The organism is Variovorax sp. J31P179 (assembly GCF_030316985.1).
Taxonomy (GTDB): Bacteria; Pseudomonadota; Gammaproteobacteria; order Burkholderiales; family Burkholderiaceae_C; genus Variovorax; species Variovorax ginsengisoli_B.
This window is the reverse complement of sequence record NZ_JASZYL010000010.1, coordinates 148072-167066: the sequence shown is the minus strand read 5'-3', so window position 1 is coordinate 167066 and position 18995 is coordinate 148072. Positions and strand designations below refer to the sequence as shown.

The window sequence follows — 18995 nt, the reverse complement described above, 5'->3', positions numbered from 1 at the left end:
CCGTCCTCCGCCATGGCACGACTGCCCCGCCTCACGCTCGCCGGCCAGCCGCACCACGTGATCCAGCGCGGCAACAACCGGCAGGCGGTGTTCCTGGATCGCGCCGACCGCGAGATGTTCCTCGGCCTGCTGGGCGAGAACGCCGCGCGATTCGGCATCGCGCTGCACGCCTATGTCCTGATGGACAACCATTTCCACCTGCTGGCCACGCCGTCGACGGCCGACGGCCTGCCGCAATGGATGCAGGCCGTGGGGCGGCGCTACGTGCGCTACTTCAACGACCGGCACGGGCGCAGCGGGACCCTGTGGGAGGGGCGCTACAAGTCGACGCTGATCCAGACCGACCGCTACCTGTTCGCCTGCATGGCCTACATCGACCTGAATCCGGTGCGCGCCGGTCTGGTGGCCGAGGCGCGCGAGCATCCGTGGTCGAGCCACGGGCACTACGCCGGCCTGGTGCACGACAAGCTGCTGACGCCGCACCCGCTCTACTGGACGCTGGGCAATACGCCCTTCGCCCGCGAGGCCGCCTATGCCGAAATGGTGCGCGCAGGCGTTCCGGCCGCCGCGCAGGCGCTGCTGACCGAAGCGACGTTGCACGGATGGGCCGCCGGCGACCCTGAATTCGTCGAATCGTTACAAAAAACGACAGGCCGGCGCACGGTCAAGGCACGCGCGGGAAGGCCGCCGCTGCCTCGACAAGCGTAGCGCAAAGTGTCAAATCTCCCGTCAGTGCTTGATCGCTCGCTACCGTTTTTGATATGTCCCTAATTTAAAGTCGACGAGATTCATCGGAAATAAATTGGAATCTGACCCCAATTAAAAGGTTTGGCATTATTTGTGCAAAGCAATATGCTCCTTTTCCCTGCGAAAACTGAAGGAGCACGCCCATGACGACGGCTGCCGAGATCCAGCATCTCCAAGAACACGGTCTTTATTCCGCCGCTGACGAGCACGACGCCTGCGGCGTCGGCTTCGTGGCCCACATCAAGGGCGAAAAGAGCCATGCCATCGTGTTGCAGGGCCTCAAGATTCTCGAGAATCTGGACCACCGCGGCGCAGTGGGCGCCGACAAGCTCATGGGCGACGGCGCCGGCATCCTGATCCAGCTGCCCGACCTGCTGTATCGCGAAGAGATGGCCAAGCAGGGCGTGACCCTGCCGCCGCCCGGCGAGTACGGCGTCGGCATGATCTTCCTGCCCAAGGAGCACGCCTCGCGCGAGGCCTGCGAGCAGGAGATGGAGCGCGCCATCAAGGTCGAAGGCCAGGTGCTGCTGGGCTGGCGCGACGTGCCGGTCAACCGCGAAATGCCGATGTCGCCCAACGTGCGCGCCAAGGAGCCGCTGCTGCGCCAGGTCTTCATCGGCCGTGGCAACGATGTGATCGTGCAGGACGCGCTGGAGCGCAAGCTCTACGTGATCCGCAAGACCGCCAGCGCCAACATCCAGCGCCTGAAGCTCAAGCACAGCAAGGAATACTACGTGCCGAGCATGTCGAGCCGCACGGTGGTCTACAAGGGCCTGCTGCTGGCCGACCAGGTCGGTACCTACTACCTCGACCTGCAGGACAAGCGCTGCGTCTCGGCCCTGGGCCTGGTGCACCAGCGCTTCTCGACCAACACCTTCCCCGAGTGGCCGCTGGCCCACCCGTACCGCTATGTCGCCCACAACGGCGAAATCAACACGGTCAAGGGCAACTACAACTGGATGAAGGCGCGCGAAGGCGTGATGTCCTCGCCGGTGCTGGGCGCCGACCTGCAGAAGCTGTATCCGATCAGCTTCGCCGGCCAGTCCGACACCGCCACCTTCGACAACTGCCTCGAGCTGCTGACGATGGCCGGCTACCCGATCAGCCAGGCCGTGATGATGATGATTCCCGAGCCCTGGGAGCAGCACGCGACGATGGACCCGCGTCGCCGCGCGTTCTACGAGTACCACGCCGCGATGCTCGAGCCCTGGGACGGCCCGGCCTCGATCGTCTTCACCGACGGCCGCCAGATCGGCGCCACGCTCGACCGCAACGGCCTGCGCCCGTCGCGCTACTGCGTGACCGACGACGACCTGGTCATCATGGGTTCCGAGTCCGGCGTGCTGCCGGTGCCCGAGCAGAAGATCGTCCGCAAGTGGCGCCTGCAGCCCGGCAAGATGTTCCTGATCGACCTCGAGCAGGGCCGCATGATCGACGACGAGGAAGTCAAGGCGACGCTGGCCAACAGCAAGCCTTACAAGCAGTGGATCGAGAACCTGCGCATCAAGCTCGACAGCGTCGAGGCCGAGGCCGTGCAGCCGCCGCCGAGCCAGGTCAGCCTGCTCGATCGCCAGCAGGCCTTCGGCTACACCCAGGAAGACATCAAGTTCCTGATGAGCCCGATGGCGGCGGCCGGCGAGGAAGGCATCGGCTCGATGGGCAACGACAGCCCGCTGGCCGTGCTGTCGAACAAGAACAAGCCGCTCTACAACTACTTCAAGCAGTTGTTCGCGCAGGTGACGAACCCGCCGATCGACCCGATCCGCGAGGCGATCGTGATGTCGCTGGTGTCGTTCATCGGCCCGAAGCCGAACCTCCTCGACATCAACCAGGTCAACCCGCCGATGCGGCTCGAGGTGAGCCAGCCGATCCTCGACTTCGCCGACATGGCGAAGCTGCGCGACATCGGCAAGTACACGCAGGGCAAGTTCAAGAGCCATACGCTCGACATCACCTACCCGCTGGCCTGGGGCGACGAAGGCGTGGAAGCCAAGCTGGCCTCGCTGTGCGCGGAGGCGGTCGATGCGATCAAGGGCGGCCACAACATCCTGATCGTCAGCGACCGCAACGTCGGCCCGACGCAGGTCGCGATCCCGGCGCTGCTGGCGCTGTCTGCGATCCACCAGTACCTGGTGCGCGAAGGCCTGCGCACGACCGCCGGCCTGGTGGTCGAGACCGGCTCGGCGCGGGAAGTGCATCACTTCGGCGTGCTCGCGGGCTACGGCGCCGAAGCCGTGCACCCGTACCTGGCGATGGAAACGCTGGCGGCGATGCATGAAGACCTCTCCGGCGACCTGAGCGCCGACAAGGCCATCTACAACTACGTCAAGGCGGTCGGCAAGGGTCTGTCGAAGATCATGTCGAAGATGGGTGTCAGCACCTACATGAGCTACTGCGGCGCCCAGCTGTTCGAGGCCATCGGCCTGAACACCGAGACGGTCGAGAAGTACTTCACCGGCACCGCCAGCCGGGTGCAGGGCATCGGCGTGTTCGAGATCGCCCAGGAAGGCATCCGCATGCACAAGGCGGCCTTCAGCGACGATCCGGTGCTGGCCCACATGCTCGACGCCGGCGGCGAATACGCCTGGCGCACCCGCGGCGAAGAGCACATGTGGACGCCCGACGCCATCGCCAAGCTGCAGCACAGCACGCGCGCCAACAACTTCAGCACCTACAAGGAATACGCGCAGCTGATCAACGACCAGAACCGCCGGCACCTGACGCTGCGCGGCCTGTTCGAGTTCAAGATCGATCCGGCCAAGGCCATCTCCGTCGACGAGGTCGAGCCGGCCGCCGAGATCGTCAAGCGCTTCGCCACCGGCGCCATGTCGCTCGGCTCGATCAGCACCGAGGCGCACGCCACCCTGGCGGTGGCGATGAACCGCATCGGCGGCAAGAGCAACACCGGCGAAGGCGGCGAAGACCCGGCGCGCTACCGCAACGAGCTCAAGGGCATCCCGATCAAGATGGGCGACACGCTCAAGAGCGTGATCGGCGAGGCCAATGTCGAGGTCGACCTGCCGCTGCAGGACGGCGACTCGCTGCGTTCGAAGATCAAGCAGGTCGCCTCGGGCCGCTTCGGCGTCACGGCCGAGTACCTGTCGTCGGCCGACCAGGTGCAGATCAAGATGGCGCAGGGCGCCAAGCCCGGCGAGGGCGGCCAGCTGCCGGGCGGCAAGGTCACGAAGTACATCGGCCAGATGCGCTACTCGGTGCCCGGCGTGGGCCTGATCTCGCCGCCGCCGCACCACGACATCTACTCGATCGAGGACCTGGCCCAGCTGATCCACGACCTGAAGAACGTCGCGCCGCATGCCAGCGTCAGCGTCAAGCTGGTGAGCGAAGTCGGCGTCGGCACCATCGCCGCGGGCGTCGCCAAGTGCAAGAGCGACCACGTCGTGATCGCCGGCCACGACGGCGGCACCGGCGCCTCGCCGTGGTCGTCGATCAAGCATGCCGGCAGCCCGTGGGAGATCGGCCTGGCCGAGACCCAGCAGACGCTGGTGCTGAACCGCCTGCGCGGCCGCATCCGGGTGCAGGCCGACGGCCAGATGAAGACCGGCCGCGACGTCGCCATCGGCGCCTTGCTGGGTGCCGACGAGTTCGGCTTCGCGACCGCGCCGCTGGTGGTCGAGGGCTGCATCATGATGCGCAAGTGCCACCTGAACACCTGCCCGGTGGGCGTCGCGACGCAAGACCCGGTGCTGCGCAAGAAGTTCTCGGGCAAGCCCGAGCACGTGGTCAACTTCTTCTTCTTCGTGGCCGAGGAAGTGCGCCAGATCATGGCCCAGCTCGGCATCCGCAAGTTCGACGACCTGATCGGCCGTTCCGACCTGCTCGACACCAAGACCGGCATCGAGCACTGGAAGGCCCGCGGCCTGGACTTCAGCCGCCTGTTCGCCCAGCCCAACGTGCCGGCCGAGGTGCCGCGCTTCCATGTCGAGAACCAGGACCACGGCCTCGAGAAGAGCCTGGACGTCAAGTTGATCGAGCGTTCGCGCCCGGCCATCGACAAGGGCGAGAAGGTGCAGTTCATCGAGGTGGCGCGCAACGTCAACCGCTCGGTCGGCGCCATGCTCTCGGGCGCGCTGACCAAGGTGCATCCGCAGGGCCTGCCCGACGATTCGATCCGCATCCAGCTCGAAGGCACGGGCGGCCAGTCCTTCGGCGCCTTCCTGGCGCGCGGCATCACGCTCTACCTGATCGGCGATGCCAACGACTACACCGGCAAGGGCCTGTCGGGCGGCCGCGTGGTGGTGCGCCCGAGCCTGGACTTCCGCGGCGAGGCGGCGCGCAACACGATCGTCGGCAACACCGCGCTGTATGGCGCGACCACCGGCGAGGCCTACCTCTGCGGCGTGGCCGGCGAGCGCTTCGCGGTACGGCTGTCGGGCGCCACCGCGGTGGTCGAAGGCACCGGCGACCATGGCTGCGAATACATGACCGGCGGCACGGTCGCGGTGCTGGGCCAGACCGGACGCAACTTCGCGGCCGGCATGAGCGGCGGCGTCGCCTTCGTCTACGACGAGGACGGCCAGTTCGCCTCCCGCTGCAACCTGTCGATGGTGTCGCTCGACAAGGTGCTGACCTCGGCCGAGCAGAGCGCCAGCGTGCACCGCAAGGTCTGGCACGAAGGCGAGACCGACGAGGCGCAGCTGCGCAAGCTGCTCGAGGACCATCACCGCTGGACCGGCAGCAAGCGCGCCCGCGAACTGCTCGACAACTGGGCCGTTTCGCGCACCAAGTTCGTCAAGGTGTTCCCGAACGAATACAAGCGCGCGCTGGCCGAGATCCACGACCGCGAGGTCGAGCTCACGAGCAGCGGCAACAACGCGCATGCCGGCATGGAGCCGCATGCGGCCGCCAAGCCGGTGGCGGCGGTCTGAGCGACAACGAACAGAACAGGAAAGCACGATGGGAAAAATCACCGGCTTCATGGAGCATGAGCGCATCGAAGAGGGCTACAAGCCGATCGAGGAGCGGGTCAAGCATCACAAGGAATTCGTGGTCGGCCTCGACGAGGCGCAGGCCAAGGTCCAGGGCGCGCGCTGCATGGACTGCGGCACGCCGTTCTGCAACAGCGGCTGCCCGGTCAACAACATCATTCCGGACTTCAACGACCTGGTGTATCGGGCCGACTGGCAGAGCGCCTTCGTGGTGCTCGACTCGACCAACAACTTCCCCGAGTTCACCGGCCGCATCTGCCCCGCGCCCTGCGAGGCGGCCTGCGTGCTCAACGTGAACGACGATCCGGTCGGCATCAAGTCGATCGAGCACGCGATCATCGACCGTGCCTGGGACGAAGGCTGGGTGGCGGCCCGTCCGGCCAAGCACAAGACCGGCAAGAAGGTCGCCGTGGTCGGGTCCGGCCCGGCGGGCATGGCGGCAGCCCAGCAACTGGCGCGGGTCGGCCACGACGTCACCTTGTTCGAGAAGAACGACCGCATCGGCGGCCTGCTGCGCTACGGCATCCCCGACTTCAAGATGGAGAAGGTGCACATCGATCGCCGCGTCGAGCAGATGAAGGCAGAGGGCGTGACCTTCCGCACCGGCGTGATGGTCGGCGCCGCCAAGGATCCGCTGGGCAAGGGCTCCAAGGTCACCAACTGGGCCAAGGAGACCGTGACGCCCGAGCAGCTTGGCAAGGAGTTCGACGCGGTGCTGCTGACCGGCGGCGCCGAGCAGTCGCGCGACCTGCCGGTGCCCGGCCGCGACCTCGACGGCATTCATTTCGCGATGGAGTTCCTGCCGCAGCAGAACAAGATCAACGCCGGCGACAAGGTCAAGGGCCAGCTGCGCGCCGATGGCAAGCACGTGATCGTGATCGGCGGCGGCGACACCGGCTCCGACTGCGTGGGCACCAGCAACCGCCACGGTGCCGCCAGCGTGACCCAGTTCGAGCTGATGCCGCAGCCGCCCGAGGAAGAGAACCGCCCGCTGACCTGGCCCTACTGGCCGTACAAGCTGCGCACCAGTTCGAGCCACGAAGAGGGCTGCGAGCGTGAGTTCGCCATTTCGACCAAGGAATTCATCGGCGAGAAGGGCAAGGTCACGGGCCTGAAGACGGTTCGCGTCGAGTGGAAGGACGGCAAGATGGTCGAGGTGGCCGGCAGCGAGCAGGTGCTCAAGGCCGACCTGGTGCTGCTGGCGATGGGCTTCGTGAGCCCGGTGGCCAATGTGCTGGACGCCTTCGGCGTCGAGAAGGATGCCCGCGGCAATGCCAAGGCCAGCGTCGACTTCATCGGCGGCTACGCGACCAATGTGCCCAAGGTGTTCGCCGCCGGCGACATCCGCCGCGGCCAGTCGCTGGTGGTCTGGGCGATCCGCGAAGGCCGCCAGGCCGCGCGCTCGGTCGACGAGTTCCTCATGGGCTTCAGCGACCTGCCGCGCTGAACTGGCCCCCACGCTCCCCCACTGCGTGCGGGTCGCTGCCCCCCGAGGGGGGCCGCAGGCCGCCTTGGGGCGGCCCGGCGCCGGCCCAAGGCCCCCACGCTCCCCCACTGCGTGCGGGTCGCTGCCCCCCGAGGGGGCCGCAGGCCGCCTTGGGGCGGCCCGGCGCCGGCCTGGGTGCCTTCGATCCGGTTCGTTTTTCAGAATCGTCGTAGGCACAGCCTGTTACGCGCTTCCCTTATCATTGGCTGTTACCGCGAGCCGGGATGTCCTCATGTGGGACGCCCCGGCTTTTTCATTGCCATGGATCCATCACCTGCCACTTCCCTCGTTGAGTTCCGCGACGTCGTCTTCGGCTATGGCGACCGCGCCATCCTCGATGGCGTCTCGTTCCGCGTGCCGCGTGGCAAGGTGACCGCGTTGATGGGCGCCTCGGGCGGCGGCAAGACCACCGTGCTGCGCCTGATCGGCGGGCAGGTGCGGGCGCGCCGTGGCGATGTGCTGGTCGACGGCCATGACGTCGGCCGGATGGCGCCCGATGCGCTCTATGCCGCCCGGCGCCGCATGGGCATGCTGTTCCAGTTCGGCGCGCTCTTCACCGACATGAGCGTGTTCGACAACGTGGCCTTCCCGCTGCGCGAGCACACCCGCCTGTCCGAAGGCTTGATCCGGGACATCGTGCTGATGAAGCTCGACGCCGTCGGCCTGCGTGGCGCCCGCGAGTTGATGCCGAGCGAAGTCTCGGGCGGCATGGCGCGGCGCGTGGCGCTGGCCAGGGCGATCGCGCTCGACCCCGACCTCGTCATGTACGACGAGCCCTTCGCCGGCCTCGACCCGATCTCGCTCGGCACCGCGGCGCGGCTGATCCGGCAGCTCAACGACACGCTGGGGCTCACCAGCGTGATCGTGTCGCACGACCTCGAAGAAACCTTCCGCATCGCCGACCACGTGATCATCCTCGCCAACGGCGGCATCGCCGCCCAGGGCAGCCCGGACGCGGTGCGCGCCAGCGCCGACCCGCTGGTCCACCAGTTCGTCAATGCGCTGCCCGAGGGGCCGGTGCATTTCCACTACCCCGCGGTGGCCGTCGAGGCCGATTTCGGCAACTCGCAGGGGGGGCGTGAATGAGCCCCCGCCCGGCCGCTCCGAAGAGGGCTCGCACCGCAGTGCGAAGCACGGAGGTTTCCTCATGACCCCCCGCCCGGCCGCTCCGAAGGGGGCTCGCACCGCAGTGCGCAGCACGGAGGTTGGCGTATGAGCTGGTACAAGCCGGCCGACGTCGGCTTCGCCGTGCGCAGCAAGCTGGCCGACCTCGGTCTGGGCGCGCGCCTTTTCTTCCAGCTCGTGGGGCAGGGTGCGCGCAGCCTGCGCCGCTTCGGCCTGGTGCGCGACCAGATCCACTTCCTGGGCAACTACTCGCTGGCGATCATCGCCGTCTCCGGACTGTTCGTCGGCTTCGTGCTGGGCTTGCAGGGTTACTACACGCTGCAGCGCTACGGCTCGTCCGAGGCGCTGGGCCTGCTGGTCGCATTGAGCCTGGTGCGCGAGCTCGGCCCGGTCGTGGCGGCGCTGCTGTTCGCGGGCCGTGCCGGCACCTCGCTCACCGCCGAGATCGGCCTCATGAAGGCTGGCGAGCAGCTCAGCGCGATGGAGATGATGGCGGTCGACCCGGTCCAGCGCATCCTGGCGCCGCGCTTCTGGGGCGGCGTGATCACCATGCCCCTGCTGGCGGCGGTGTTCAGCGCGGTCGGCGTGATCGGCGGCTATGTCGTCGGGGTGCTGATGCTGGGCCTCGACGCGGGGGCCTTCTGGGGCCAGATGCAGGGCGGCGTCGACGTCTGGAAGGACGTCGGCAACGGCGTCGCCAAGAGCATCGTCTTCGGGGTCGCCGTGACTTTCATCGCCCTGCTGCAGGGCTACCAGGCCCAGCCGACGCCCGAGGGAGTCTCCCGCGCCACCACCCGCACGGTGGTCGTCGCCTCGCTCACCGTGCTCGGGCTCGATTTCATGCTGACCGCCATGATGTTCAGCATCTAGGCTCCACGTTCACTGAGAGTGCAACACATGCAACGTTCCAACAATGACATCTGGGTCGGCCTGTTCGTGCTGATCGGCGGCGCGGCGCTGCTGTTCCTGGCGCTGCAGTCGGCCAACCTGCTGAGCCTGAACTTCCAGAAGACCTATGCGGTGACCGCGCGCTTCGACAACATCGGCGGGCTCAAGCCCCAAACCGCGGTCAAGAGCGCCGGCGTGGTGGTCGGGCGCGTCGAATCCATCACGTTCGACGACAAGAACTTTCAGGCGGCCGTGACGCTGGCGCTGCAAAATCGCTACAGTTTCCCCAAGGACAGCTCGTTCAAGATCCTGACCAGCGGCCTGCTGGGCGAGCAATACATCGGCATCGAGGCCGGCGCCGACGAAAAGACCCTTCAAGCCGGCGATGTCGTGACCGATACCCAATCAGCGGTCGTGCTCGAGAACCTGATCAGCCAGTTCCTGTACAGCAAGGCGGCCGAAGGAAGCACGCCATCCGGTAACGCCAACAACAAGAAATGAAACCACGAACTCCTCTCGCCGGCCGGGTCGCGTGCGTGCGCATCGCCAATGGCCTGCGCGCAGCAGGCGCCGCCGGCGTCCTCGCCTTCGTCACGGGTTGCGCCACCGGCCCGAACGCCAATCCGGCCGATCCGCTGGAGCCGCTCAACCGGCAGGTGTATCGCTTCAACAACGCGCTCGACGATGCGGTCCTGAAGCCGGCCGCGACGGTCTACGTCAAGGTGCTGCCCTCGCCGGTGCGCACCGGCGTGAACAATTTCTTCGGCAACCTCTCCGACGTCTGGAGCTTCGCCAACAGCGTGGCGCAGCTCAAGCTCCAGGACAGCGCGCAGACTTTCATGCGCCTGAACGTCAACACGTTCTTCGGCCTCGGCGGGATCCTGGACGTCGCGACCGAACTCGGCATCGACCGCCACAGCGAGGACTTCGGCCAGACGCTGGGCCGCTGGGGCGTTCCGGCGGGCCCGTACCTGATCCTGCCCCTGCTCGGCCCCTCCACGCTGCGCGACACCGCGGCCTTGCCACTGGACCTCCGGGGCGACCTGCTGAGCGGCGTGTCGGACATCTCGGTGCGCAACTCGATGTACGCTCTCCGCCTGATCGACATCCGCGCCAACCTGTTGCGCGTCGGCCAGCTGCTCGAGGATGCGGCGCTCGACAGGTACACCTTCACCCGTGACGCCTTCCTGCAGCGCCGCCGCAACGACGTGCACGACGGAAACCTGCCCGACGAGGGCAACTAAGGCCTTGCGCGGGCGGGGCCATTGCATTCGGTTGCAGGCCCTGAGCCGCGATGTGGAACCCTCTGTGTGGCGTGGACTCGAAACCGGTTGGGCGAACGCCTCACTTTTGATGACAAGGGATTGACTCGATGAACCAGATTCTTCAACGCCGCACCCTGGGACGGTTGGCGCTGGGTGGCCTGCTGCTGGCGGCTGCCGCTGCCGGATTCGTGCGGCCGGCCCTGGCCGCGGACGAGGCGCCCGATGCGCTCGTGAAGCGGCTGTCTTCCGACGTGCTGGACACGATCAAGGCCGACAAGTCGATCAAGGCGGGCGATGTCGGCAAGATCATGCAGCTGGTCGATACCAAGATCATGCCGAACGTGAACTTCCTGCGCATGACCTCCTCGGCCGTCGGTCCGGCCTGGCGCCAGGCCACGCCGGAGCAGCAGAAGCGGCTCGAGGATGCGTTCAAGACCCTGCTGGTGCGCACCTACGCGGGCGCCCTCGACCAGGTCAGCGACCAGACCGTCGTCGTGCGCCCGTTCCGTGGCTCGGCCGACGACAAGGAGGTGCTCGTGCGCACCGAAGTCAAGGGCAGCGGCGATCCGGTGCAGCTCGACTACCGGCTCGAGAAGACCCCCGGCGAGGCTGGCGGCTGGAAGATTTACAACATCAACGTCCTGGGCGTATGGCTGGTGGATACCTACCGCACCCAGTTCGCGCAGCAGATCAACGCCAAGGGCATCGACGGCCTGATCGCGGCCCTCGAGGCGCGCAACAAGAACAACGGCAAGGGCTGAGCCGGCCATGCTGGTGCTGCCACCCAAGTTGACGCACGACGAGGCACCGGCCTGCGCCTACATGCTCCAGCGCGGCCTGGCCGGTCAGACCGACACGGCCACGGTGGTCGACGCCAGCGCGCTGGTCCACTTCGACTCCTCGGCGCTGGCGGTGCTGCTCGAGTGCCGGCGCGAGTCCAGCGCGCTCGGCCGCGGTTTCGCGGTCAAGGGCCTGCCGGCCCGCCTGCGCGAACTGGCCGCCCTGTACGGAATCGCAGGCCTTTTGCCCGCCGCGCCTTGAATGGGCTCGCCCCCAGGTTGCCCGGCACTTCGTGTCCGGGCGCCCACCCCCTGCCGGGGGCGCAGTCAGCGGCCCGGCAAGCCGGTTCCGCGACTGCCCACGAACAGGCGTGCGCTGCGCGCCGCCGAGAACAAGCACGACGCCTCTCTTCCATCGGCCGGCGCAGCCAGGCCCGTTGGTGAAACACCGCGGAACCGGCTTCGCCGGGCCGCTGGTGTTGCCCCCGGCAGGGGGTGGGCGGGCTACACGAAGTGAGCCCAACCTGGGGGCGAGCTTAAAATAGCGGGTTCTCATGCCCGCGATCTCCTTCCAGTCGGTCTCCAAGACCTATCCCCCCTCACGCCAGCAACGAAGCCAGGGCAAGCCCGGGCTCCGCGCCGTCGATGACGTGAGCTTCCAGATCGAAGAGGGCGAGTTCTTCGGCCTCCTGGGGCCGAACGGGGCCGGCAAGACCACCCTGATCAGCATGCTCGCCGGGCTGTCGCGCCCGACCAGCGGCTCCATCGCGGTCCACGGCTTCGACGTCCAGAAGGACTACGCCCAGGCCCGCCGCCAACTCGGCGTGGTGCCGCAGGAGCTGGTCTTCGACCCGTTCTTCAACGTCCGCGAGGCGCTGCGGATCCAGTCGGGCTATTTCGGCATCAAGAACAACGACGCCTGGATCGACGAACTCCTGCAGAGCCTCGGCCTGGCCGACAAGGCCGGCGCCAACATGCGCCAGCTCTCGGGCGGCATGAAGCGGCGCGTGCTGGTGGCCCAGGCGCTGGTCCACAAGCCGCCTGTGATCGTGCTGGACGAGCCCACCGCCGGCGTCGACGTCGAGCTGCGCCAGACGCTGTGGCAGTTCGTCGCCAAGCTCAACAAGCAGGGCAGCACGGTGCTGCTGACCACCCACTATCTCGAAGAGGCCGAGGCGCTGTGCCATCGGATCGCGATGCTCAAGCAAGGCCGCGTGATTGCGCTCGACCGCACCAGCGAGCTGCTGCGGTCGGCCGCCAGCAACGTGCTGCGCTTCAAGACCGACGGCATGCTGCCCTGGGCGATCGCCCAGAACGCCCGCATCACGGGCCGCATCGTGCAGCTGCCGGCGCAGAACGCCCACGAGGTCGAGCAGCTGCTGGCCGCGATCCGCGAAGCCGGGCTCGATGTCGAGGACGTCGAGATGCGCAAGGCCGACCTCGAGGACGTCTTCATCGACCTGATGGCCGGCGAGCAGACGCCGCTGGAGGTCGCAAGATGATGATCAACGCTCTTGGGTGGCGCGCGCTTCTGTACAAGGAAACGCTGCGCTTCTGGAAGGTCGGCTTCCAGACCGTCGGCGCCCCGGTGCTGACGGCGGTGCTCTACCTGGCGGTCTTCGGCCATGTGCTCGAGGACCACGTCAAGGTCTTCGGCACCGTGAGCTACACCGCCTTCCTGGTCCCGGGCCTGGTGATGATGAGCGTGCTGCAGAACGCCTTCGCCAACAGCTCGTCGTCGATCATCCAGAGCAAGATCATGGGCAGCCTGGTGTTCGTGCTGCTGACGCCGCTGTCGCACTGGGGCTGGTTCCTCGCCTACGTGGGGTCGTCGATCGTGCGCGGGCTGGCGGTGGGCCTGGGCGTGTTCATCGTCACCGCCTTTTTTGCGCTGCCGAGCTTCGTGGCGCCGCTATGGATCCTGGTGTTCGCCTTTCTGGGCGCCGCCATCCTCGGCACGCTGGGCCTGATCGCCGGCCTCTGGGCCGAGAAATTCGACCAGATGGCGGTGTTCCAGAACTTCCTGATCATGCCGATGACCTTCCTGTCCGGCGTGTTCTATTCGATCGGGTCGCTGCCGCCTTTCTGGCAGACGGTGAGCCACCTGAACCCCTTCTTCTACATGATCGATGGCTTTCGCTACGGCTTCTTCGGCATCAGCGATGCATCGCCCTGGCTGAGCCTGGCGATCGTCGGCAGTGCCTGGCTGGTGGTCAGCGCGATCGCCGTGCACCTCCTGCGCATCGGCTACAAGATCCGCGGATGAAAACCAACCATGACAGCTGACGAACTCCAATCGATCATCCAGGCCGGCCTGGCCTGCGACCACATCACGCTCGAGGGCGATGGCCGCCACTGGTATGCCACCATCGTCTCCGCCGAATTCGAGGGCAAGCGTGCCATCCAGCGGCATCAGCGGGTCTATGCCACCCTCGGTGCGAAAATGCACACCGACGAAGTGCACGCGCTCTCGATGAAAACCTTCACGCCTGCCGAATGGGCAGGCCAGTCTCGCTAGACCTCCGCTGGATTCCTCATGGACAAACTTCTGATTCGCGGCGGGCGCAAGCTTCGCGGCGAGGTACTCATTTCCGGCGCCAAGAATGCCGCGCTGCCCGAACTCTGCGCGGCCCTGCTGACCGATCGCCCCGTCACGCTGCACAACGTGCCGCGCCTGAAGGACGTCGCGACCATGCTCAAGCTGGTCCACAACATGGGCGTGCGTGCCGAGCGCGACGACAACGGCACGGTGCGCATCGACGCCCGCTCGCTCGAGGTGCCCGAGGCACCCTACGAACTGGTCAAGACGATGCGGGCCTCGGTGCTCGCGCTCGGCCCGCTGCTGGCGCGCTTCGGCAGGGCCAAGGTCTCGCTGCCGGGCGGCTGCGCGATCGGCTCGCGTCCGGTCGACCAGCACATCAAGGGCCTGCAGGCCATGGGTGCCGAGATCGTGGTCGAGCACGGCTACATGGTGGCGGGCATCGGCGGCGGCCGCAAGCGCCTGCACGGCGCCCGCATCACCACCGACATGGTGACGGTCACCGGCACCGAGAACTTCCTCATGGCGGCGGCGCTGGCCGAGGGCGAGACGGTGCTCGAGAACGCCGCCCAGGAGCCCGAGATCGCCGACCTGGCCGAGATGCTGATCGCCATGGGCGCGAAGATCGAGGGCCACGGCACCAGCCGCATCCGCATCCAGGGCGTCGAGCGCCTCGATGGCTGCACGCACCAGGTGGTGGCCGATCGCATCGAGGCCGGCACCTTCCTGTGCGCCGTGGCCGCGGCCGGCGGCGACGTGTTCCTGAAGCATGGCCGGGCCGACCATCTCGATGCCGTCATCGAGAAGCTGCGCGAAGCCGGCGCCCAGGTGTCGGCGGTCGACGGCGGCATCCGGGTGCAGAGCCAGGGCCGACTCAAGGCACAGAGCTTCCGCACCACCGAGTACCCGGGCTTCCCGACCGACATGCAGGCCCAGTTCATGGCGCTCAACGCGATCGCCGAAGGCACCTCGACCGTCACCGAGACGATCTTCGAGAACCGCTTCATGCACGTCGACGAGATGCTGCGTCTCGGCGCCAAGATCCAGACCGACGGCAAGGTCGCGGTGATCGAGGGCGTGCGCCAACTGTCCGGCGCCACCGTGATGGCCACCGACCTGCGCGCCTCGGCCAGCCTCGTGATCGCCGGCCTGGTGGCCGATGGCGAGACCCTGGTCGACCGCATCTACCACCTCGACCGCGGCTACGACCGCATGGAAGGCAAGCTGCGCGGCATCGGCGCCGATATCGAGCGGGTGGCCGGGCCGGCCGAGGTGCAGCCGTGATCACCCTGGCGCTGTCGAAGGGCCGCATCTTCGAGGAGACCCTGCCGCTCTTGGCCGCGGCCGGCATCGAGGTCACCGAAGACCCCGAGAAATCGCGCAAGCTGATCCTCTCCACCACAAGGCCCGATGTCCGCGTGGTGCTGGTGCGCGCCTCCGACGTGCCGACCTACGTCCAGTACGGCGGCGCCGACCTCGGCGTGACCGGGCTCGACGTGCTGCTCGAGCACGGCAACCAGGGCCTCTACCAGCCGCTCGACCTGCGCATCGCGGCCTGCCGCCTCAGCGTGGCGGTGCGCGCCGACTACGACTACGCCTCGGCCGTCAAGCAAGGCTCGCGGCTCAAGGTGGCGACCAAGTACGTCGGCCTGGCGCGCGAATTCTTCGCCAGCAAGGGCGTGCACGTCGACCTGATCAAGCTTTACGGCAGCATGGAACTGGCGCCGCTCACGGGGCTGGCCGATGCCATCGTCGACCTGGTCTCGACCGGCAACACGCTCAAGGCCAACCATCTGGTCGAGGTTGAACGCATCATGGACATCAGCGCCCGGCTGGTGGTCAACCAGGCCGCGCTCAAGCTCAAGCAAGAGCCCATCCGCCGCATCGTCGATGCCTTCGCATCGGCCCTCCCGACATGAACCTGAAAGCCGCTCCCGCCCGCCTGTCCACCGCATCGGCCACCTTCGAGGCCGAATTCAAGGCGCGCCTGCATTGGTCGGCCGAAGCGGATGCGGCCATCGAGCAGGTGGTGGCCGACATCCTGGCCGACGTTCGGCAGCGGGGCGACGAGGCCGTGCTCGACTACACGCGGCGTTTCGATCGCCTCGACGTCGACGGCCTGCCGGCGCTGGAACTCACGGCCGCCGAGTTGCGCGCTGCCTTCGAGTCGCTGCCGGCGGAGCAGAAAGTTGCCCTCCAGGCCGCCGCAAGCCGCGTCAGGAGCTACCACGAGGCCCAGAAGAAGGCGAGCGGCGAGAGCTGGAGCTACCGCGATGCCGACGGCACGCTGCTCGGCCAGAAGGTCACGCCGCTGGACCGCGTCGGCATCTACGTGCCGGGCGGCAAGGCCGCCTATCCGTCGAGCGTGCTCATGAACGCGATCCCGGCGCACGTGGCCGGTGTCGGCGAGATCGTCATGGTGGTGCCGACGCCGGGCGGCGAGCGCAACCCGCTGGTGCTCGCCGCCGCCCACGTGGCCGGTGTCACGCGCGCCTTCACGATCGGCGGCGCCCAGGCGGTGGCGGCCCTGGCCTACGGCACGGCCACGATTCCGGCGGTCGACAAGATCACCGGGCCCGGCAATGCCTACGTGGCGGCCGCCAAGCGGCGTGTGTTCGGCACCGTCGGCATCGACATGATCGCCGGCCCGAGCGAAATTCTGGTGCTGGCCGACGGCAGCACGCCGCCCGAGTGGGTCGCGATGGATCTGTTCAGCCAGGCCGAGCATGACGAACTCGCCCAGAGCATCCTGTTGAGTCCTGACGCCGCCTACATCGAACGCGTGCAGCAGGAGATCGACCGCCTGCTGCCCTCGATGCCACGCGCCGAGATCATTGCCGCCTCGCTCAACGGCCGCGGCGCGCTGATCCACACGCGCAGCATGGAAGAAGCCTGCGAAATCAGCAACCGGATCGCACCCGAACACCTCGAAGTCAGCAGCCAGGAGCCCCACCGCTGGGAGCCGCTGCTCAGGCACGCCGGCGCGATATTTCTCGGTGCCTACACCAGCGAAAGCCTGGGCGACTACTGCGCCGGCCCCAACCATGTGCTGCCGACCAGCGGCACGGCACGCTTCAGCTCGCCGCTCGGGGTCTACGATTTCCAGAAGCGCTCGAGCCTGATCGAAGTCAGCGAGGAGGGCGCCCAGGCGCTCGGGCAGGTGGCCTCGGTGCTCGCCCATGGCGAGGGCCTGCAGGCCCACGCCCGGGCGGCCGAGATGCGGCTGCGCCAGCGCTGATTTCGGTTAGCCTGCGGCCATGAGCAGTTTCGTCAGCTACCTCCGGCGCTACCGGGACCCGCACGGCGCGCTCGGCATGCTCGGGCCGGCCTGCCGGCGCGTCGGCACCGTGCAACTGGTGCGGGTGCCGATGCACCCGGTGCTGGCCGACGTCGCGCCGCTGCCGCGCCGTGCCAGCGGCATGCTGGGCAAGCTCTTCGGCCACCTGAGGCTCATCCCCAGGGCCTGGATGGCGGGCGGACGGACGCTGTTCATCCGCGAGTTCCTGACGGTCCCGCTGTTCCTGGTCGCGCCGGCCCTCTGGCTGCGCCGGCGCTCGCTGTGGTTCCTGTGCCATCACAACGTCGGCCAGGCGGCCCGGCATCCGGTGCATCGCCTGATGCTGCGCATCCTCTATGCGGTCGGCTTTCGCTTCGTCGTCTACGAGACGATCGACACCTGGCGCCCGGTCGCGGCGCATCCGGACCCGTCCCGCATCATCGCCATGCCGACGCCGATTCCGGAGCTCGCGCGCAGCGCGCCGGTGCGCGATCCGGTCGGGCGGAAGATGGTGGTCGGCTTCATCGGCAGCTTCCGGGCCGAGAAGTCGCCGCGCTGGGCGCTCGATGCCATCGCCGGCGCCAGCGCCGAGGGCCGTTTCACGCCGCCGATCGAACTGCTGGTCGGCACCGCCGACGCAGACTTCCTGGACCGCTGGAAGGACCGTGCGACCGTCATCAACACCACCCTGCGCGCCGACTACCTGCGTGCGCTCGAGTCGTGCGACGTCGTGGTCCTGCCCTATGACGAGTCGGCCTACAGCTACCGGATCTCCGGCGTGCTCGCGGAAGCGGTGGGGCTGGGCTGCCTGGTGGTGGCCCCCGACTTGCCCGCGCTGCGCGACCAGGTGGACCTGCCGCTGCCGGCCGGTGCCTGCTACCGCGACCGCGCCGAACTGGTCGAATGCGTGCAGCGGGCGGTCGACATGGCGCGCCAGCCGGCCAGGGCCGAGGCCGTCCAGGCGCACCGGGAGCACCGGTCGATGGACGCCGTGACCCGGGCCATTGCACGGATGGGAGCCGCCGCATGAAGCAGGACGCCATGGACCTCCAGAACAGCAGGCACCCGTGGAGCCTGGGCCACAAGCTGCGGCGGGTGATCTGGATGATCGTCTGGACCCTGCTGGGCAGGCTGGGGCCGCGTGCGCTGTCGCCGCTGCGCGTGCGCCTGCTGCGCCTCTTCGGCGCCCGGGTGGGGCAGGGCGTGCTGGTGTGCCCCGGCGTCAAGGTGCTGATGCCCTGGAACCTGCGCATCGGCGACTACACGGCGATCGCCGAGGGCGTGGACATCTACAACTTCGGCGAAGTCCGCATCGGCTCGAACACCTGCGTCTCGCAGGGCGTCTGGCTGTGCACCGGATCCCACGACTACAACGTGCCCAACTTCCCGCTGATCTGGGACGACATCCAGGTCGGCGACCGGGTCTGGATCGCTGCCCAGAGCTTCATCGGACCGGGTGTCAGCGTCGGCGATGGCGCCGTGGTGGGCGCACGCTCGGTCGTGACCCGCGATCTCGAAGCCTGGTCGGTTTCTGCAGGCAATCCATGCGTATTCATCAAGCCGCGCCGGCACGACTAGGCCGAGGCCGGCGCGCCGCCGTGGCCTGCGCGCTGCTGCTGATACTGCCGGCGCTCGCCCAGGCGATGTCGATCCGCGAACTGCGCACGCTCGAGGCCAACGAGAAAGACGGCAAGGCCTACGCCAGCTACTACCTGGTGGGCGTCATGGAAGGCCTGCGCGAAGCCAACGACGCCGGACAGCGCGCCGGCCAGAAGCCGCTGTTCTGCATCAACGGCCGCCGGCTCGAGCCCGTGATGGCGCGCTCCCTCTATCAAACCGAACTGACACGCAACGCCGACAGCTACGAGGCCGACATGCCGGTGCAGCTCGTGCTCTCGGCGGCGCTGCGCAACAGCTATCGCTGCAACCCCTGAATCCGAACC

18 protein-coding genes are annotated in these 18995 nt (G+C 67.7%); all 18 read left to right on the top strand.

Translation table 11 applies throughout. From position 1 onward, the window contains the following. Positions 1–12 precede the first annotated feature (12 nt). Entirely contained in the window at positions 13–708 is a 696-nt protein-coding gene (locus QTI17_RS24755; RefSeq protein WP_286536318.1) for a transposase, read from the top strand. Between the two features lie 182 nt (positions 709–890). Then, positions 891–5633, top strand: a complete 4743-nt coding sequence (locus tag QTI17_RS24750) for a glutamate synthase-related protein (RefSeq protein ID WP_286536317.1) — start codon at positions 891–893, stop codon at positions 5631–5633. A 28-nt stretch (positions 5634–5661) separates the two neighbouring features. Beyond that, on the top strand, positions 5662–7140 hold the full coding sequence (locus QTI17_RS24745; protein ID WP_286536316.1) for a glutamate synthase subunit beta: 1479 nt from the start codon (positions 5662–5664) through the stop codon (positions 7138–7140). A 300-nt stretch (positions 7141–7440) separates the two neighbouring features. Next, positions 7441–8265: an ABC transporter ATP-binding protein gene (locus QTI17_RS24740; protein ID WP_286536315.1), complete on the top strand. Its 825-nt coding sequence runs from the start codon at positions 7441–7443 to the stop codon at positions 8263–8265. A gap of 126 nt (positions 8266–8391) precedes the next feature. Continuing rightward, positions 8392–9174, top strand: a complete 783-nt coding sequence (mlaE, locus tag QTI17_RS24735) for a lipid asymmetry maintenance ABC transporter permease subunit MlaE (protein WP_286536314.1) — start codon at positions 8392–8394, stop codon at positions 9172–9174. Between the two features lie 27 nt (positions 9175–9201). Then, positions 9202–9693 (top strand): outer membrane lipid asymmetry maintenance protein MlaD, encoded by a 492-nt coding sequence (gene mlaD / locus QTI17_RS24730; protein WP_286523493.1) that lies wholly within the window; start codon positions 9202–9204, stop codon positions 9691–9693. Beyond that, positions 9690–10436, top strand: coding sequence for an MlaA family lipoprotein (locus tag QTI17_RS24725; RefSeq protein ID WP_286536313.1), 747 nt, complete (start codon positions 9690–9692; stop codon positions 10434–10436). The genes mlaD and QTI17_RS24725 overlap by 4 nt, the downstream gene beginning before the upstream one ends. Before the next feature lie 128 nt (positions 10437–10564). Then, positions 10565–11218 carry an MlaC/ttg2D family ABC transporter substrate-binding protein gene (locus QTI17_RS24720; protein ID WP_286536311.1) on the top strand — a complete coding sequence of 218 codons (654 nt, stop codon included), beginning with the start codon at positions 10565–10567 and terminating at the stop codon, positions 11216–11218. 7 nt (positions 11219–11225) lie between these two features. Then, positions 11226–11498, top strand: coding sequence for an STAS domain-containing protein (locus QTI17_RS24715; RefSeq protein ID WP_286523486.1), 273 nt, complete (start codon positions 11226–11228; stop codon positions 11496–11498). A 292-nt stretch (positions 11499–11790) separates the two neighbouring features. Then, positions 11791–12738 carry an ABC transporter ATP-binding protein gene (locus QTI17_RS24710; RefSeq protein ID WP_286536310.1) on the top strand — a complete coding sequence of 316 codons (948 nt, stop codon included), beginning with the start codon at positions 11791–11793 and terminating at the stop codon, positions 12736–12738. Then, positions 12738–13502: an ABC transporter permease gene (locus QTI17_RS24705; RefSeq protein ID WP_286536382.1), complete on the top strand. Its 765-nt coding sequence runs from the start codon at positions 12738–12740 to the stop codon at positions 13500–13502. Before QTI17_RS24710 ends, QTI17_RS24705 begins: the two co-directional genes overlap by 1 nt. 9 nt (positions 13503–13511) lie before the next feature. Further along, the gene (locus QTI17_RS24700) at positions 13512–13754 is read left to right on the top strand and encodes a BolA family protein (protein ID WP_286536308.1); all 243 of its coding nucleotides are present in this window, start codon (positions 13512–13514) and stop codon (positions 13752–13754) included. Positions 13755–13772: 18 nt separating this feature from the next. Further along, the gene (murA, locus tag QTI17_RS24695; protein ID WP_286536306.1) at positions 13773–15059 is read left to right on the top strand and encodes a UDP-N-acetylglucosamine 1-carboxyvinyltransferase; all 1287 of its coding nucleotides are present in this window, start codon (positions 13773–13775) and stop codon (positions 15057–15059) included. Continuing rightward, positions 15056–15694, top strand: coding sequence for an ATP phosphoribosyltransferase (gene hisG, locus QTI17_RS24690; RefSeq protein WP_286536305.1), 639 nt, complete (start codon positions 15056–15058; stop codon positions 15692–15694). The genes murA and hisG overlap by 4 nt, the downstream gene beginning before the upstream one ends. After that, a complete protein-coding gene (gene hisD / locus QTI17_RS24685; protein ID WP_286536302.1) occupies positions 15691–17013 on the top strand; it encodes a histidinol dehydrogenase in 1323 nt (440 codons plus the stop codon). Before hisG ends, hisD begins: the two co-directional genes overlap by 4 nt. 19 nt (positions 17014–17032) lie before the next feature. Then, complete coding sequence (locus QTI17_RS24680; protein ID WP_286536299.1) at positions 17033–18082, top strand: glycosyltransferase; 1050 nt, start codon at positions 17033–17035, stop codon at positions 18080–18082. Continuing rightward, positions 18079–18630 (top strand): WcaF family extracellular polysaccharide biosynthesis acetyltransferase, encoded by a 552-nt coding sequence (locus tag QTI17_RS24675; RefSeq protein WP_286536298.1) that lies wholly within the window; start codon positions 18079–18081, stop codon positions 18628–18630. Before QTI17_RS24680 ends, QTI17_RS24675 begins: the two co-directional genes overlap by 4 nt. Beyond that, positions 18597–18986 (top strand): hypothetical protein, encoded by a 390-nt coding sequence (locus QTI17_RS24670; RefSeq protein ID WP_286536297.1) that lies wholly within the window; start codon positions 18597–18599, stop codon positions 18984–18986. The genes QTI17_RS24675 and QTI17_RS24670 overlap by 34 nt, the downstream gene beginning before the upstream one ends. Positions 18987–18995 lie beyond the last annotated feature (9 nt).

What these genes read in the sequence shown, in the direction of transcription:
- mlaD (WP_286523493.1), top strand. Translation starts at nt 9,202, where the DNA reads ATGCAACGTTCCAACAATGACATCTGGGTCGGCCTGTTCGTGCTGATC.
- QTI17_RS24710 (WP_286536310.1), top strand. Translation starts at nt 11,791, where the DNA reads ATGCCCGCGATCTCCTTCCAGTCGGTCTCCAAGACCTATCCCCCCTCA.
- QTI17_RS24700 (WP_286536308.1), top strand. Translation starts at nt 13,512, where the DNA reads ATGACAGCTGACGAACTCCAATCGATCATCCAGGCCGGCCTGGCCTGC.
- QTI17_RS24745 (WP_286536316.1), top strand. Translation starts at nt 5,662, where the DNA reads ATGGGAAAAATCACCGGCTTCATGGAGCATGAGCGCATCGAAGAGGGC.
- murA (WP_286536306.1), top strand. Translation starts at nt 13,773, where the DNA reads ATGGACAAACTTCTGATTCGCGGCGGGCGCAAGCTTCGCGGCGAGGTA.
- hisD (WP_286536302.1), top strand. Translation starts at nt 15,691, where the DNA reads ATGAACCTGAAAGCCGCTCCCGCCCGCCTGTCCACCGCATCGGCCACC.
- QTI17_RS24670 (WP_286536297.1), top strand. Translation starts at nt 18,597, where the DNA reads ATGCGTATTCATCAAGCCGCGCCGGCACGACTAGGCCGAGGCCGGCGC.
- QTI17_RS24725 (WP_286536313.1), top strand. Translation starts at nt 9,690, where the DNA reads ATGAAACCACGAACTCCTCTCGCCGGCCGGGTCGCGTGCGTGCGCATC.
- QTI17_RS24675 (WP_286536298.1), top strand. Translation starts at nt 18,079, where the DNA reads ATGAAGCAGGACGCCATGGACCTCCAGAACAGCAGGCACCCGTGGAGC.
- QTI17_RS24740 (WP_286536315.1), top strand. Translation starts at nt 7,441, where the DNA reads ATGGATCCATCACCTGCCACTTCCCTCGTTGAGTTCCGCGACGTCGTC.
- QTI17_RS24715 (WP_286523486.1), top strand. Translation starts at nt 11,226, where the DNA reads ATGCTGGTGCTGCCACCCAAGTTGACGCACGACGAGGCACCGGCCTGC.
- QTI17_RS24750 (WP_286536317.1), top strand. Translation starts at nt 891, where the DNA reads ATGACGACGGCTGCCGAGATCCAGCATCTCCAAGAACACGGTCTTTAT.
- mlaE (WP_286536314.1), top strand. Translation starts at nt 8,392, where the DNA reads ATGAGCTGGTACAAGCCGGCCGACGTCGGCTTCGCCGTGCGCAGCAAG.
- QTI17_RS24720 (WP_286536311.1), top strand. Translation starts at nt 10,565, where the DNA reads ATGAACCAGATTCTTCAACGCCGCACCCTGGGACGGTTGGCGCTGGGT.
- QTI17_RS24755 (WP_286536318.1), top strand. Translation starts at nt 13, where the DNA reads ATGGCACGACTGCCCCGCCTCACGCTCGCCGGCCAGCCGCACCACGTG.
- QTI17_RS24680 (WP_286536299.1), top strand. Translation starts at nt 17,033, where the DNA reads ATGAGCAGTTTCGTCAGCTACCTCCGGCGCTACCGGGACCCGCACGGC.
- QTI17_RS24705 (WP_286536382.1), top strand. Translation starts at nt 12,738, where the DNA reads ATGATCAACGCTCTTGGGTGGCGCGCGCTTCTGTACAAGGAAACGCTG.